16 protein-coding genes and 1 tRNA gene are annotated in these 15,078 nt (G+C 68.2%); 10 read left to right on the top strand and 7 right to left on the bottom strand.

Features of this window, described 5'->3' with window-relative positions; all coding sequences use genetic code 11:
- Positions 1-5: 5 nt before the first annotated feature.
- Entirely contained in the window at positions 6-212 is a 207-nt protein-coding gene (locus N4G70_RS17155; RefSeq protein ID WP_261713508.1) for a hypothetical protein, read from the top strand.
- Between the two features lie 529 nt (positions 213-741).
- On the opposite strand, the gene N4G70_RS17150 is transcribed toward N4G70_RS17155, so the two are convergent.
- Positions 742-936 carry a hypothetical protein gene (locus tag N4G70_RS17150; protein WP_261713507.1) on the bottom strand — a complete coding sequence of 65 codons (195 nt, stop codon included), beginning with the start codon at positions 934-936 and terminating at the stop codon, positions 742-744.
- The gene (locus N4G70_RS17145; RefSeq protein WP_261713506.1) at positions 933-1,388 is read right to left on the bottom strand and encodes an ATP-binding protein; all 456 of its coding nucleotides are present in this window, start codon (positions 1,386-1,388) and stop codon (positions 933-935) included. Before N4G70_RS17145 ends, N4G70_RS17150 begins: the two co-directional genes overlap by 4 nt.
- A gap of 247 nt (positions 1,389-1,635) precedes the next feature.
- Between N4G70_RS17145 and N4G70_RS17140 the strand changes: the two genes are divergently transcribed.
- The 7 genes from N4G70_RS17140 to tgmC all read left to right on the top strand — a co-directional run bounded on the left by N4G70_RS17140 (position 1,636) and on the right by tgmC (position 6,747).
- A complete protein-coding gene (locus tag N4G70_RS17140; RefSeq protein ID WP_261713505.1) occupies positions 1,636-2,490 on the top strand; it encodes a helix-turn-helix transcriptional regulator in 855 nt (284 codons plus the stop codon).
- Between the two features lie 11 nt (positions 2,491-2,501).
- Positions 2,502-2,714, top strand: a complete 213-nt coding sequence (locus N4G70_RS17135; protein ID WP_261713504.1) for a DUF397 domain-containing protein — start codon at positions 2,502-2,504, stop codon at positions 2,712-2,714.
- A 292-nt stretch (positions 2,715-3,006) separates the two neighbouring features.
- The gene (locus N4G70_RS17130) at positions 3,007-3,456 is read left to right on the top strand and encodes a hypothetical protein (RefSeq protein ID WP_261713503.1); all 450 of its coding nucleotides are present in this window, start codon (positions 3,007-3,009) and stop codon (positions 3,454-3,456) included.
- Positions 3,453-4,253 (top strand): hypothetical protein, encoded by an 801-nt coding sequence (locus tag N4G70_RS17125; RefSeq protein WP_261713502.1) that lies wholly within the window; start codon positions 3,453-3,455, stop codon positions 4,251-4,253. The genes N4G70_RS17130 and N4G70_RS17125 overlap by 4 nt, the downstream gene beginning before the upstream one ends.
- A gap of 103 nt (positions 4,254-4,356) precedes the next feature.
- Complete coding sequence (tgmA, locus tag N4G70_RS17120; protein WP_261713501.1) at positions 4,357-4,623, top strand: putative ATP-grasp-modified RiPP; 267 nt, start codon at positions 4,357-4,359, stop codon at positions 4,621-4,623.
- Position 4,624: 1 nt separating this feature from the next.
- Positions 4,625-5,590 (top strand): ATP-grasp ribosomal peptide maturase, encoded by a 966-nt coding sequence (gene tgmB, locus N4G70_RS17115; protein ID WP_261713500.1) that lies wholly within the window; start codon positions 4,625-4,627, stop codon positions 5,588-5,590.
- Positions 5,587-6,747 (top strand): ATP-grasp peptide maturase system methyltransferase, encoded by a 1,161-nt coding sequence (gene tgmC, locus N4G70_RS17110; protein WP_261713499.1) that lies wholly within the window; start codon positions 5,587-5,589, stop codon positions 6,745-6,747. The genes tgmB and tgmC overlap by 4 nt, the downstream gene beginning before the upstream one ends.
- Before the next feature lie 218 nt (positions 6,748-6,965).
- Here tgmC and N4G70_RS17105 read toward each other — a convergent pair.
- Both N4G70_RS17105 and N4G70_RS17100 read right to left on the bottom strand, forming a co-directional pair.
- Positions 6,966-7,041, bottom strand: a tRNA-Lys gene (locus tag N4G70_RS17105).
- A gap of 80 nt (positions 7,042-7,121) precedes the next feature.
- Positions 7,122-7,370: an integrase gene (locus N4G70_RS17100; RefSeq protein ID WP_261713498.1), complete on the bottom strand. Its 249-nt coding sequence runs from the start codon at positions 7,368-7,370 to the stop codon at positions 7,122-7,124.
- Positions 7,371-7,451: 81 nt separating this feature from the next.
- Between N4G70_RS17100 and N4G70_RS17095 the strand changes: the two genes are divergently transcribed.
- The gene (locus tag N4G70_RS17095; RefSeq protein WP_261713497.1) at positions 7,452-8,189 is read left to right on the top strand and encodes a helix-turn-helix transcriptional regulator; all 738 of its coding nucleotides are present in this window, start codon (positions 7,452-7,454) and stop codon (positions 8,187-8,189) included.
- A gap of 74 nt (positions 8,190-8,263) precedes the next feature.
- Positions 8,264-9,916 (top strand): site-specific integrase, encoded by a 1,653-nt coding sequence (locus tag N4G70_RS17090; RefSeq protein ID WP_315904263.1) that lies wholly within the window; start codon positions 8,264-8,266, stop codon positions 9,914-9,916.
- A 179-nt stretch (positions 9,917-10,095) separates the two neighbouring features.
- Here N4G70_RS17090 and N4G70_RS17085 read toward each other — a convergent pair whose 3' ends face one another.
- The 3 genes from N4G70_RS17085 to N4G70_RS17075 all read right to left on the bottom strand — a co-directional run bounded on the left by N4G70_RS17085 (position 10,096) and on the right by N4G70_RS17075 (position 14,851).
- Positions 10,096-11,610: an amino acid permease gene (locus N4G70_RS17085; protein WP_261713495.1), complete on the bottom strand. Its 1,515-nt coding sequence runs from the start codon at positions 11,608-11,610 to the stop codon at positions 10,096-10,098.
- A 213-nt stretch (positions 11,611-11,823) separates the two neighbouring features.
- A complete protein-coding gene (locus tag N4G70_RS17080) occupies positions 11,824-14,109 on the bottom strand; it encodes a DEAD/DEAH box helicase (RefSeq protein ID WP_261713494.1) in 2,286 nt (761 codons plus the stop codon).
- A 196-nt stretch (positions 14,110-14,305) separates the two neighbouring features.
- Positions 14,306-14,851 (bottom strand): hypothetical protein, encoded by a 546-nt coding sequence (locus N4G70_RS17075; protein WP_261713493.1) that lies wholly within the window; start codon positions 14,849-14,851, stop codon positions 14,306-14,308.
- Positions 14,852-15,078: the final 227 nt, after the last annotated feature.

The raw sequence follows: 15,078 nt of genomic DNA, 5'->3' as shown, positions 1-15,078 counted from the left end.
GCACCATGACGCAGCCGGATGTCATATGGGGCGCCGTGCTCGCCGTCGGCGCCCTGGTCGAACTCTGGGCGCTCCGCAACGCGCAACCGGGCGACACGCTCTCGGAACGCGTCCGAGTGTGGTTCCGCACCCATACCCGCCCCGGGCGCGCGGCGTTCGCCGTCGCGTGGCTCGGATTTTCCGCCTGGTTCCTGGTCCACATCCTCAGCTGACACAGCACTGCGCCCCTGCTACCGGCCTCGTGCCGGTAGCGGGGGCGCTCTTTGTCGTTGTGCAGGCAGGAGAGAGGGCCCTCGACGGGGAGCCACCAAGTCGAGGGCCCTCTCTGGGGGTCACCACACGCACGTACCTACACGGTCGCGGGTATGGGAACTGCACCCCCCTCTCGATCGCCGTCCGCCCCCGCGTGGGAGACGTTCGGGCGGATACGGCGAATTGGCTGTGTGGGTGGATCAGTTGACGGCGTCGACAGGCGCGCGTGCCGTGCCGACCTCGTGTCTTGAGCGGGTTGCGCGGGCAGCAGGACCGGCCCTCGCCTCTTGCGTTTGGGCCCGATGACCTTGACGCGAATCGGACGGTCGTAGCAGTAGCAGCGCACGACGCTGCCCTCGGCCGGCGGAGGTTCGGACCACCTACGGGTGTTCGGCATCGAGACATAGATGACGACGAGCGCGAGCACGCCGAGGCCGACCCCGACGGCGACAACACCCCATAAGGCGCGGTCGACCGTTGTCGCGAGCATCACTCGACCTCCTCGTTCGCTACCGTGGCGGACATGACCAACAGGCCGCAGTGTTCAGCGAGTTGGTACACCGTGTCGCGGGCGACCTCGGGGGCGAGCTCGACCAGAACAGCCGAATCGAAGTAGAGCCACAGCGGGCCCCGCCCGTCCTTCCCCGCGATTCGGGAAACGTTGACGCGAGTCGGCGTGATCATGCGACCCCCCGTCCACCCTCGTCGAGGCGGAACCAAACGGACTTGGTTTTGGCGATCAGTCCGCCGCGCAGGGTCACGCCCCAGGCGTCGGAACACGTACAGATCAGGTACAGGCCGAGGCCGCGCTCTTGGTCGGTAAAGCGCTCTTGTGGCTCGGGCAGCAGGTGCGGCTCGTCATCGACCACGCACACCGTGACCCCCTTGGAGCCGACCGACACCTCGACGTGGACGAGCCTTGTACGGGGAGCGTGGCGGTGCACATTCGTCATGGCCTCGCTCGTGCAGAGCCGAGCAGCCTCGACGAGCTGCGGGTGCCCGGTCGAGCGCAGCAGAGCAGCGACCAGGTCCCGAGCAACCCCGGGGGCGGTCGCGCCGTTCGGGACGGTCAGACGGTAGCTCGTAGGGGGTTCAGCGGGAGGTGCGGGAGGTGCTAAGGCAGGTGCAGTCTTCATGTCGTCGTCTCCCAACGCGGTAGGCGCTCGCGTTGCTCGCCATGCGTGGCAATGGCCGCCCCCGGGCGGCACGTCAACTGACGTACCAGCGGCTGCACTTCGGTCTTACTGACATAGCGACGCGGTGCTGCCAGGACCATAGGGGGCATGTATGCCACGTGGCAAGTGCCAGTCCGATGGTGGTGCTAACAGGTGGACCAGCCGTACGGTTACGCGGGACACTCTGAGCAGACAGGGGAAGGGACTCATGCCGCCGAGGGACAACCCGACCGCACGGCAGGCTCGTTTGGGCGCTGAGCTGCGGAAGCTCCGCGAGAGTGCAGGCAAGGCCGCCCGAGAGTCCGCCGGTTTGCTCTCAATCGACCAAGCGAAGATCAGCCACATGGAGGCTGGCCGTATCGGCGTGAGCGAGGAGCGGATTCGCAGGCTTGCGACCTTCTACTCGTGCGACGACACCGAACTGATCGAGGCTCTGTGTGCCATCGCGCGGGAGCACCGGGGCCAACATTGGTTTGACGAATATCGGGGCATCCTTGCCCCCGGATTCCTCGACATCGCCGAACTTGAGCACCACGCCCTCGCCCTGCGTTCGATGCAGAGCGTCACCCTGCCAGGACTGTTCCAGACGGAGAACTACGCTCGCGCCCTGTTCGCCGGCACCACACCAAAACTCCCCGCCGACGAGGTCGACGCCCGTGTCGAGCACCGCATGAGGCGGGTCAAGATTTTCGACCGGCCGAGCCCTCCCGAGTTCGAGGCGATCATTCACGAGGCAGCACTGCGGATGCGCTTCGGCGGGCGGAAGGTTGCCCGCGAGCAGCTCGACAACCTGATGGAGGTGTCCAAGTTGCCCACCGTCACCGTGCGAGTGATTCCCTTCACGAGCGAGGATTTCATCGAAGTCACTCAGCCAGTGCTATACGCGACCGGTGTCGTTTCACAGCTCGACACTGTCCAGATCGACAGCGCTTTCGGAGGTCGATTCCTGGACGCAGATGCCGACCTCAAGAAGTACCGAACGTTGCTCGACATCGCCGAGCACGCCTCGCTCGACCCCGAAGAATCCCGGCAACTCATCCACCACATCGCACGAGAACTGTGAGTAATAGAGGCATGAGCGCACCCATTAACTGGCAAAAGTCGTCGTTCTCCGGGGGCGGAGGAGAGAACTGCGTCGAGGCCGCACCACACGAGGGCAACATCGTGCTTCGCGAGAGTGACATCCCCGGCGTTGTTGTCACCACCACCCCCACGAAGTTCCTGGCGTTCGTCCTGGGAGTCAAGGCCGGCGAGTACGACCACCTGATCGAGGGCGTCGACCTGTAGCACCTCGGAGCACGCCAACTGTGCCCCCCGCTCTGACCAGGGCGGGGGGCATCGGCATATGCCAATCGGCATGTATGCCCCGTTGCACACTTGCCTGCCTTCTCTCCGTGCCGCTACCTTCACAGTGTGTCGCCGCATCGGGTCGATTCCTCGGCAGGACTGTGCCCCACGCGGCGTAACTCTCCCTGCTTCTACGGGTGTTAGGGAGATCCCCCGAGGGTTGCCCCCTGCCTGTCCGTCCCTGCGCCATCAGGGAGGGGGCAACCATGCCGCTGCAACAGGAGGGCAGGCCATGCAGTTACGGCAGCCGCAAGCGGCCGGTACGGGGGCAACATTGCCCGCTCGCCTCGCCCTGACCGAGGCCCACGTCGATCATGGTTTCTGGTTCACGGTGCTGCGCTACCGCTCGACGAACGACGTACGACCCGAGCCGGTTGAGCTCCGGATGATGGACAACGCGCACGCCGCAATTCGCTATCTGCGCATTGAAGTACGCAATAGCCACGTACTCGGCATGACGCCGCGCGAGGTCGAGCGCGCCGTCGAATGGACCAACACCGGTTGGATTCATGCCCTCGCATCCTTGGCCACCGGTACCGATTGCGGATTCACCGTCATAACCCACAGTGGCGCGCGCGTCGAGTGGTCTGTGCGTCCGCTGCAATACGTCGAGCTCACGGTCGACGGTTCCTGTGTTCACCCCCCACAACTGTCCGCCAGGCGACCGGAATTGAGCTCATGAGCACTACCAGCATCGTCACGGAACACCCTGCATGGCATGAGACCCCCGAGGGAGTTGTGCGCGTCGTCGAGCACAACGGCGTCGCATGGGTTGCGCACTGGCAAGGCGACGCGCTCCTGCTGCGATCTGTCGGCACTACCGACGTCGAGCTACCCCCCGTGGCCTACGTCTCTCCGATCAACCTGCCTCACCACACCGAAGCGCAGCCCCTCGTACGCGAGTTGGCACGCCTCGGCACAGTGCAGAGGCTCACCAATCCGTCACTGTGGGACGCGATCACCACCGCTCTACTTCGGCAAGTCGTACGGGCCCGCACAGCGAAGGAACGGCACCGTGCCTACTACGCCGCGTACGGGCGGAGCGTCGAGACGATCGCCGGCCCGCTCGCCCTCGCCCCCACCCCCGAGACCGTCCTCGCCCTGAACGACGAGCAGTTCGCCACCATCGGCGCGGCGTTCAACCGCACGGCCCTACGCTCCGCCGCACGGGCCTACCTCGACCGTGGCGAGCACTGGTCCACCCTCGACGCCGACCGCCTCGTGAAAGAGCTCGTAGAGGTCCCGTACATCGGCCCGTGGACCGCCGCCGCAGCAACTGCGGACTACACAGGCGACCACGCCGTCTACCCGCACGGCGACCTCGCCGTGCGCACCTGGGCAGGCAGGGCCGCGCCGAGTCTCCAACTTCCGTCAAGGGAAAACGAGTTCGCCGCCATGTGGCGCCGCTGGGCACCCAACCGAAGCGCACTGCACACCTTGACTCTCCTCACTCTTGCCTACGGCTCCCACACGCCGTAGGGGATTCCGTAGCAGTTCCGTACGCCTCCAACAGACCTCCGCCCGTGCCACCGCGCGAGGGCGGACTGCACCACCCGAGCGACATCGACCTCGAAGGAGAAACATGTCCACTTCCACGGCGGCACCCTGGGGCGTACAGCGATTGGCGCTGTACCCGGACGTCACTCCGGTGCCCTATGCCCGGACGGAGATAGATCCCGAGACGCAAGTGACCCGATACCTCGACGCGGACGGGAACCGCATTGAGATGGCCGGGCATGGCACGGGAACGACGACCGCCAACCAGACCTCCACATCGTCCGACGGTGGCGGTCCCAACCCGCCCCCGCCCTCGGACGAAGACCTCACGGACGACAGCGACTCGGACTGACATGCTCGATTCACCGGTTCTCGTCGTCACCTCGCTTGGTGACGTTACGGCGGATCTGGTGGTGGAAGAGTTGTACGACCGGGGCGTTCCGGTCGTACGGCTCGACCCCTCCGCCGACTTCCCTCACATCGCCAACATGAGTGCCCGGATCGAACGAGGCGTCTTCACCGGAGACGTCACCACGTCGACCCGACACCTTGAACTGTCCGGCGTGCGCTCCGTTTACTGGCGACGGCCGACCCCTTTCGGTAACCCGCAGGAGGCAGAGACCGCCGAGCAGCAGTTCGCGATCGAGCAGTCGCGCCGTGGCTACATGGGAGTTCTGCACGCGCTTCCGGGGGCCCTCTACGTCAACCACCCTGCGCGGAACCGTGATGCCGAGAACAAGGTGCTCCAGCTCGCCACTGCGGCACGCTTGGGGTTCACGCTTCCCGACACCCTGATTACGGACGTGCCGGCGGACGCGGTCAAGTTCGCGGCCGAGCACGGGACAGTGATCTACAAACCCGTACACCGGGTACACCTCGCGTGCGACGACGGCCGGAACCGAACCGTCTGGGTGCGCACGGTCCAGGCGGACGAACTCGACGACTCGATCGCACTGTGCCCGCATCTCTTCCAAGCCTGCGTGCCGAAGGTCGCCGACATCCGCCTCGCCATGGTCGGGGGTGAAGCGTTCGCGAGCCGTATCGACACCGACGGCGATCATCTCGACTGGCGCCAGGACCAAAGCCTGATCACCTGCTCACCCATCCCCGTGCCCGACCCTGTGCGCGACGCCGCGCGCGCCTTCCTTCATACGTTCGGGCTCCACTACGGCGCTTTCGACTTCGCCCTCGACGCGGACGGCCGATGGTGGTTCCTCGAATGCAACCCCAACGGGCAATGGGCGTTCGTCGACGAGGGCACCACCCGCGCCATCGCGAGCGCGCTCGCCGACACCCTCCAGAAGGGCGACACCGCATGACCCAGGTAACCGCCTCCGAGCTACGCCGCCGGCTCGTCGAGCAGCTCGTCGACGAGGACGTGCTGCACGACCCCGAAGTACGCCGCGCGGCTGAAACCGTCCCCCGCGAGGTGTTTCTCGGCAGCGCGATCTACAGGCCGAGCAAGCCCCCCGGCGTCACGGTCTGGACACCCACCCGCCGCGACGACACTCCGGCCGACGAGTGGCTGCACCTCACGTACCAGAATCAGACTTGGGTAACTCAGATCGACGGCGTGCTCGCCGAAGACGCAGCCGGCCCCGTCACCGGGGGCAGCCCGACCTCGTCCTCGACCCTGCCCGGGGTCGTGCTGTGGATGCTCGAACAGGCAGGCGTCGCCCGCGGTAAGCGCGTCCTCATCATCGGCACAGGAACGGGCCTCTCGACCGCCTACGCCTGCGAGATCGCCGGCGAGGAGAACGTGACATCGGTCGAGACAGATACCGATGCGGCAGAGCGTGCTCGTAAGGCTCTCGGGGAAGCCGGCTACGCGCCGACCCTCGTCACCGCCGACGGACTGCGCGGCTACCCCGACCGAGCCCCGTACGACATCGTGATCGCGTTCTGTTCGATGCGGCACGTCCCGTACGGGCTGCTACAGCAGCTCGCCCCCGGGGGCACGCTGCTCGTCACCCTCTCGGGCTGGGGCGCCGCGTACGGACTCGTCCGCCTCACGGTCAAGGAGAACGGCGCCGCACGGGGTCGCTTCCTGCCCGGCTACACCTCGTTCATGATCGCCCGCCCTCACAACCACCCACCGCACGGGCCGTTCGAGCTGCTCCCCGGGGACGAGCGTCCAAGCCGGATCGACCCCGCCCTGCTCGACGACTGGACCGGCCGGTTCGTCGCCCAGCTCGCCGCGCCCTCGGCTGAACACCTCGGCGCGGGTGCCGAGCAGGTGCTGCTCGATGTGGCCACCGGGTCGCAGGCACGGGTCCGTGTGGCCGACGATGGCGAGGGGTGGACCGTGGTCCAGCGCGGACCGTTCAGGCTGTGGGACAAGGTCGAGGATTCGGTCGCCACGTGGCAGAGCCACGGCTCGCCGCATGTGTCTGAGTTCGGGATGACCATCACGCCGGATGCGCAAACGGTCTGGCTCCGTGTGCCGCACGGGCCTAGCTGGGCACTGCCGATCTAGGGCGCCCCGCGCAGGTTCCTGTCGACGCGCGGGGGCCTGCGTAGGTCGCATCCCGAACCGATGGGAACTAGAGTTCGATTATTCCGCTTGCCGTTCCTTCGCATGAACCAGCAAGCCGGAACGCAGCGGCCCCGGTCTGCCTTGCGGCAGAATCCGGGGCCGTTGTGCGCCACACATGGGCCGAGCCCCGCTCTCTGATCGAGAACGGGGCTCGGCATTGGTAGGCCGTGCGGGACTTGAACCCGCAACCGTCAGATTAAAAGTCTGCTGCTCTGCCAATTGAGCTAACGGCCCGCCGCGCCCAGCATAGCGGGCGCATCCCCGGGCTGTGATCGGGTATCTCCGGCCGCGTCACGTCGGGGAACACGACGACCTTACGCGGCGTCAGCTCGGCCGTGCGCGTCTCCCTCACGCACGACGCCGAGGTGCCTGTGCAGGTCGTAGCGCGACACGGTGTAGCGCCGGCCGTGCCGCAGGACCCGAACCGGGTACGCCTCCCGCTTGGCCATGTCATATCCACGGGTTCGGCCGATGCCGAGTGCCCGGTTCGCCGTCTCCAGTGGGACGACTACCGGAAGGGTCATGAGTTCCTCGTGGGTCATCTCCTGGTCGGTCTGCGTCATGGTCCACCCCTTTATGTCAGCGGAGATCCAACGTACCCAGACCACGTGACACGGTGCAATATGAATTGCTACTGTGTCGATATGCATCATCACGGAACGCAGAGCGACGTCGTCGCCGAGCAGATGCGCAAGCACCGCGCACGGCTCGGGCTCACCCGCGAGCAGCTCGCCGAGGAATGCGCACGCCTCGGCGCACCTGATCTGACCTATGCAGCGATCACCAACATTGAGACCGGGCGGCGAAACAAGGAAGGCAAACGCCGCCGCGAGGTCAGCGTCGACGAGCTGCTCGTGCTCGGCCTCGCCCTTGCGGTCCCCCCGCTTCTCCTGGCTCTTCCCCTGGGGGGCGAAGACACCGTTCCCACGGTTCCCGCAGCCGAGCCGCGCGACCCGTACACGGTGTGGAAGTGGTTCACCGGGGAAGAGACTCCGACGCTGGCCGGCCCTGTCGACGGGCGCCACTACGCCGACCCCCGCCCCATCGGTGGCCATGGGCCGAAGTGGTCTGCCGCGTGGGGCGCCGCTGCCTATCCGGCATCGCTGTACCCCGAGTTTGACCGGCGCCGTCTCGCCGTCACCAAGGCGCACCGCCTCACGGAGAACGCCAAGACCGATCCGCGAGCCGACCCCAAGGGCGTGCCCGAGTACCACCGCGAGTACGTCGAACGACTCGACGACCTCGCCCACGTCATCAACGACATGACCCGCGCGGGTCTCGCCGTCCCCACCCTGCAACGCGAGTGGATCGGCGACATGACCGCACTCGACATGGTCCACGCCCCCGAGGCGCTCACCACGAACCAGGAGGGGGACGAGTGAAAGGCTCTACCTACAGACGCTGCGCTTGCCGCATCCCCGGTACTCGCCAGCAGTACGGCGCGTCGTGCCCCAAGTTGAAGAACAAGCGCCACGGCTCTTGGAACGTCAAGCAGGAGCTACCGACCGACGCAGAGGGCACCCGTCGATCTTTCCGCCGTGGTAGCTACTCCGCACAGAAGGAAGCGCAGGGCGACCTCGACAAGGTGCGCGCTCTGCTCGCCATCCCGGGGGAGAACGACGCCCGCGCGCAGCAGGCGCTCGGCGACCTGCTCGCCAAGGTTTCCGCCGACAAGTCCGAGATCCCGACCGCCGACGAGGTCAAGCGGCGTATCCGGTCCAAGCGGAGCATGACCGAAGAGCTCACCCTCGGGGACATGCTCGACGAGTTCATGCGCGCGCGTAAGGCACTCCGCGCGACCACCCGCAACGGGTACGGCTCGCACATACGCGCTCACCTCAAGCCGCACGGTGGGCACCTTGTCGTCGACGACCGGCTCGGCGTCGGCGACATGACCGAGCTGTTCGACGCGATCGAGGATCACGCCGAGGTCGCCGTCGCCGAGAACCAGGCACGGCGCGAGCAGGTAGCGCGCTGCAAGGCGAGCCGCCCTGGTCGACCGACCGAGGCCGAGCGAGCCCGCATCGCCGTCGAGAAAGCGAAGCTCGCCGAGATGCCACCGTTCCGGAAGGTGACCGGCGCCGGCGGAGTCCAGAGCATTCGCCGGACGCTCCGCGCTGCCCTGAACTGGGCGATCGTGCAACAGATCATCACCTTTAATCCGGCGAAGTATGTCGAGCTCACCGCAGCGCCGCGCCCTAAGCCCCTGCTCTGGACAGAGGCTCGCGTCAGGCAGTGGCGCGAGACCGGGCTCGTCCCGGGCCCCGTCATGGTGTGGACCCCGGACCAGTACGGCGAGTTCCTCGACGCCGCCGAGGCGTACGACGCTGCCCACGAAGACGACGAGCTGTACCACTCGATCTTTCACGTCATGGGCCACCGTGGGTTGCGGCGCGGCGAGGGGGTCGGGCAGGACTGGACGAACCTCGACCTCGACGAGGCCACGATCACGCCCGCGTCGGAACTCGTCGTCGATGGCTGGACGCCCTACGAGAGCCCGCCCAAGACCGAGGGCAGCGCGGACACGATCTCGCTCGACTATGCGAGCGTGGCCGTACTGCGGCGCCGTCAGGCACGGCAGCAGGCGCAGAAAGAGGCACACCTCGCACAGGGGAAGGTGTGGCACGAGACCGGGAAGGTCTGGACAGAACTCGACGGTTCATGGCTGCACCCGCAGAAGGTGAGCAACACGTTCGAGCGCATCCTCGGGCAGACCGATCTACCGCCGATCAACCTTCGGGACCTGCGGCACGTTGCGGCCTCGCTCGTCTACCACGAGGCCCGCGATATCTTCGCCGTGAAGGTCACCCTTCGGCACTCCACGATCAAGCTCGCCGGCGACACGTACACCTCGCTGTTTGTGGAGCTCGACCGGGAACTCGCCGACAAGGTCGCGGACTTGGTCCCCCGCCACCGCGCCCGCCCCTCCGGTCTCACCTCGGTCTCACCAGCCGCTCGGCGGCACGGCAAAACCCGACCGGGTATTACCAGTCGGGTCACCGAACATGCAGGTCAGAGCGATACGGGCGGGACTTCCTCAACTCGGCTTGGCCGAGGGGCAATTCGACAGAATGAGATTAAAAGTCCGCTGCTCTGCCAATTGAGCTAATGGCCCTTGGCGAGTCACCCCCGAGCATAGCCGGACGGCGCCCGGCAGCCGATCGGGTATCGGGTGTCGGGCCCGTCGCGGGTCGGGCGGGTGGCCGTCCGGTCCCGCCAGAGCCGGATATATCGGGGCGAAATTCCCATGCCGCTCCGAGGCCGCACAAGCGGAGCCCAAGCCGCCCCCTACTCCCCCCGAGCCCCCCGCAGGAACCAGTGGCGGGCCGACGCCAGCCACCACGTCGTGGCGAAGCCGAGGACCGCCAGGACTGCCAGGGGGGCGTAGTTGAAGGTTTCCCAGGTGACCGGGGAGAGTTGGGGCAGCATGAACAGGACCGTGATGACCGCCACCCAGGCCACCGCGACGACGCCCACCGGGCGGGACCAGCGGCCCAGGTGCCAGGGGCCCCGGGGGAAGTCGTCGCCGCGGAACAGGCGCAGCAGGGTCGGGATGACGTACGCGATGTAGAGGCCGATCACCGCGATCGACGTCACGGCCGCGTACGCCGTCACGTTGATGAGGTACGGCAGACCGAGGACGAGCGCTGCGATCGCGGCCAGCCAGACCGCCGCGACCGGGGTGCGGGTGCGCGGGCTCACGGTGTGCCAGAGGCGGGAGAACGGCAGGGCCCCGTCGCGCGAAAAGGCGTAGATCATGCGGGAGTTGGCCGTCACGGAGGCCATCCCGCAGAAGAGCTGGGCGCCGATCACCACCAGCAGGAGCAGCTTCCCGCCGGTCTCGCCGAGGGAGTCCAGGAGGATCTGGGCCGGCGGCGCGCCCGTGTCCGAGTTGAGCTGGGTGTCGTACGAGCCGATCGCGTACGTGAAGCCGAGCAGGAGGACGAAGCCCGCTATCCAGGAGGTCCAGATGGAGCGGACGATGCCGCGCGGGCCGGCCGTCGACGCGTCGTGCGTCTCCTCCGTCATGTGCGCGGAGGCGTCGTACCCGGTGAAGGTGTACTGCGCCATCAACAGGCCGATCAGGACCACGTACACGCTGTTGGTGAAGCCGGTCTCGTTCACGAAGCGCGTGAAGACGAACGACGTCGACTGATGCGTGTCCGGTACGAGCATGAGCGCCGCCACGATCGCCACGACCCCGAGCACGTGCCACCACACGCTCACGCTGTTCAGCAGCGCCACGATCCGCACGCCGAAGGTGTTCAGGAGGCCGTGCAGCAGCAGGATCGCGGCGAAGAGCAGGATCGTGCGGGGCGCGGTCACCTCGAAGCCGAACTGGAGGTTCAGATACGCCCCGAGGAACGACGCCGCGCCGAAGTCCACGCCCGCCGTCACCGCGATCTGACCCAGCACGTTGAACCAGCCCGTGAACCACGCCCAGGCCGCGGCGCTGCGCGGCGGGGCCAGCCGGTGGGCCCAGAAGTAGAGGCCGGCCGAGGTGGGGTAGGCCGAGCAGATCTCGGCCATCGCGAGGCCGACGACCAGCGTCATGAGACCCACCGCCACCCAGCCCCAGGTGATGAGGGCGGGGCCGCCGGTCTTCATGCCGTACGCGTACATCGTCAGGCAGCCGGACAGCACCGAGATGATCGTGAACGAGACGGCGTAGTTGGAGAACGCCGACATCCGGCGGGCCAGGACCTGCTTGTAGCCGAGCCGCGCCAGGAGTTCCTCGTCGCTCGTGGCCACACCGGCGGATCCTTGTTTCTCCGGGGAGTTGGTGCTGGCGTCGTTTGTCATGCCCCCAGCGATTCCCTCACCGGAGGCCGACCATGCGCCACCCGGTGGCCGAAATCTGACGGGTCGTCGGATGCGTGGGCCCGGGCTCATGGGCGTACGCCCCATACGTACGCCTCGGCCATGGGGCGAGGCCCACGCAAGAGCCATGCAAAAGGGCCCGCACCACACCGAGCAGGTGTCGTACGGGCCCTGATGAGCCGTCAGGCAGCGGGATCAGCCGTTGCGCTTCCAGCGGGGCTTGTCGTCACGGCGACCGAAGGTGCCGGTGCTGGTGCCGGTACCGCGGTGCTCGTCACGGCGGCCCTGCGGGCGGTCGTGGCCCCCGGTGCGGAAGCCGCCGCCGGCGGGACGGTCGTCACGACGGTCACGGTTGAACGGACGGTCGCTGCCACCGCGGTTGAAGCCGCCCGACGAGGGACGCTCGTCACGACGGTCGCGGTTGAAGCCGCCGCGCTCGCCACCGCGGTCGTCACGGTTGAAGCCACCGGAGGGACGGTCGTCGCGGCGGAAGCCGCCACGGTCGCCACCGCGGTCGTCACGGTTGAAACCGCCCGAGGGGCGCTCGTCGCGGCGGAAGCCACCGGAGGGACGGTCGTCGCGGCGGAAGCCGCCACGGTCGCCACCGCGGTCGTCACGGTTGAAGCCACCCGAGGGACGCTCGTCGCGACGGAAACCACCCGAGGGGCGGTCGTCGCGGCGGAAGCCGCCACCGGCCGGACGCTCGTCACGGCGGTCACGGTTGAACGGACGGTCGCCGCCACCGCGGTTGAAGCCGCCCGAGGGACGCTCGTCACGACGGTCGCGGTTGAAGCCACCACGGTCGCCACGGTCGCCGCCACGGTTGTCGCGGCGCTCGAAGTTGCCCCGGTCGTCACGGCGCTGGAAGCCACCGCGCTCCTCGCGGGACTCCTCCTTGACCTGCACGGCAGCGGCGGCAGCAGCAGCCGCGACCTCGGCCTCGGCCTCGGCGGCGACCTCGGCGACCGCGGCCTCCGGGTCCTCGCCACGCTCACGGGCGGCACGCGCCACCAGGCGGTCGGCCTCCTCGCGGAGCTCACCGGCCCGACGGGTCAGGCGCTCCAGCTGCTTGGTGAGGTCGGCGACCTCGCGCTCGGCCTGCTTGGCCGAGTTGTTCGCCGAGTCGGCCTGGACCTCGGTCAGCGAACGGGCGCCGGTGATCTCGGCGACCTCCGGGTCGAACGCGCCGGCGCTCTGGATGATGTGGCGCGAGGCGTCGACGCCCGCGTCCTCCATCAGCCGGAAGATCTGGCGGCGCTGGTGCGGCAGCGACAGCGACACGACGACACCGGACTTGCCGGCGCGGGCGGTACGGCCCGAGCGGTGCAGGTAGTCCTTGTGGTCACCGGCCGGGTCCACGTTGAGGACCAGGTCGATGCCGTCGACGTGGATGCCGCGCGCGGCGACGTCGGTCGCGACGAGCGCGTTGACGTAGCCCTTCTTGAAGTCCTCGAGGACGCGGGTGCGCGCGCCCTGGGTCATGCCACCGTGCAGCGCGTCGGCCTTCACGCCCGACTCGCAGAGCTGCTCGGCGATGCGGTCCGCGCCGAGCTGGGTGCGGACGAAGATGATCGTGCGGCCCTTGCGGGCGGCGATGGCGGCCGTGACCGGCGCCTTGTCCTTCGGCTTCACGACCAGGACGTGGTGGGTCATCGTCGAGACGTTGCCCTGCGCGCTGTCAACCTCGTGCGTGACGGGGTTCGTCAGGTAGCGCTTGACCAGCGTGCTGATCTCGTTCTCCATGGTGGCGGAGAAGAGCATGCGCTGGCCGCCGCCGGGGATCTGGTCGAGCAGCTCGGTGACCTCGGGCAGGAAGCCCAGGTCGGACATCTGGTCGGCCTCGTCGAGGACGGCGACCTGGACGTTGGCGAGCGAGCAGGCGCCGCGGTTGATGAGGTCGCGCAGACGGCCCGGGGTGGCGACGAGGACGTCGACACCGCGCTCAAGGGCGTAGATCTGGTTGCTCATCGACGTACCGCCGCAGACGACCTTCATCTTCAGGCCGAGCACGTCGCCGTACGGCTGGAGCGCGTCCGCGACCTGCATCGCGAGCTCACGCGTCGGCGTGAGGATGATCGCGCGGGGCTTCTTCTTCTCGGTGTGGCCGCCGGTCAGCTGGGCCAGGGTCGGCAGACCGAAGGAGAGGGTCTTGCCGGAGCCGGTGCGGCCACGGCCGAGGATGTCCTTGCCGGCCAGGGCGTCCGGGATGGTCGCGGCCTGGATCGGGAAGGGGGAGGTCACGCCGTTCTGCGCGAGCTTGCGCACGACACCCTCGGGCAGACCGAGGTCCGCGAAGGTGACGGTGGGCTCGGTGTTCTCGTCCGCCTCGGACTCGACGATCTCGACGACCTCGATGACGTCGGAGGCCGCTACGGCCTCGACGACGTCGTTCTCGGGAGCCTCGACGGCCTCAAGGGCGACGAGGGAGTCGTTGTTGTCGTTCTCGGGCAGGACGGAGTGATCAGTGCTGGAAATGGACATGCGAAATGCGAAACCTTCCGGAGTCTCGGCACGCGCCCGTCAACTCCGTGAATTCGCAATTCGACCGCCTCAATGCGGTCAGCCACGGCTAGGGAATACGCGCCACACGGCGCTCTTCTGTGTCGGCGCCGGGCAATGGGATCAAACGATCTACTACCATACGCACCCTCACCCCCTTAAGGCAAACCCAGTCCTCCTAAACCGGTCCGACCTGCGGTGATGCGGTCGGCTCCGGATCGGTCGGGGGCTGGTTCCGATGGAGCGCGGTGTTGTGCGTGTCGGCCCCCGGGGTCGTCGAAGGGGAGGCCGGCGGAGGCGGCGGCGACGAGGGCGGCGGGGGCGGCGAGACGGGCGGCGGGGCCGGGACCGAGTGGGTCGGCGACGGGGCCGGCTGCGAGGGGGCACCCGGCGACGGCTTGGCCGGACCGGGACCGCCGGGCTTCGGGTTGGCCCCCGCCGACGGCGCGGCCGGGCCCGACGCCCCCGGCGACCCGCCCGCACTGGGCTTCCCGGACGATCCGCCCGGCGCCTTCGGATCCCGCTTGCCGCCGTGCTCCCGGCCCGTACCGGCCCCGCCCTTGCCCTCGTCGGACTTGGCCGCCCCACCGCGCTGCCCCGCGGACACCGAGGGCTTCGGCTTCCCCTCGTCCTCGCTCACGCTCATGCAGCCCGCCGACGCCGCGAGCACCACGACGGTCACGGCCAGCTCGGCCAGGCGGACAGGGGTGGTCAACTGGCGCACGGGGGCACCTCCGGAACACGGGAGCGGCGGGGTCATACGTTCCAACTCCCGCGCCCCCACGGGGGACACGCCCGGGGCACACCCGGCTTGCGATCCGACATCCGTCCGAGCGGCGCGGACGGGGCCGCGTGGGCCGGTGCCGGGTTCTGCCGGCCGGGGTGGGCCGTGACGGGTGCTACTTGGTCGGGGCGGGTCGTGCCGGGGTGGGTCGTGACGGATCAGTTCTG

This window comes from Streptomyces sp. ASQP_92, assembly GCF_025399895.1.
Taxonomy (GTDB): Bacteria; Actinomycetota; Actinomycetes; order Streptomycetales; family Streptomycetaceae; genus Streptomyces.
Note: the sequence above shows the minus strand (reverse complement) of the source record. Positions and strands in the feature narration are given on the sequence as shown.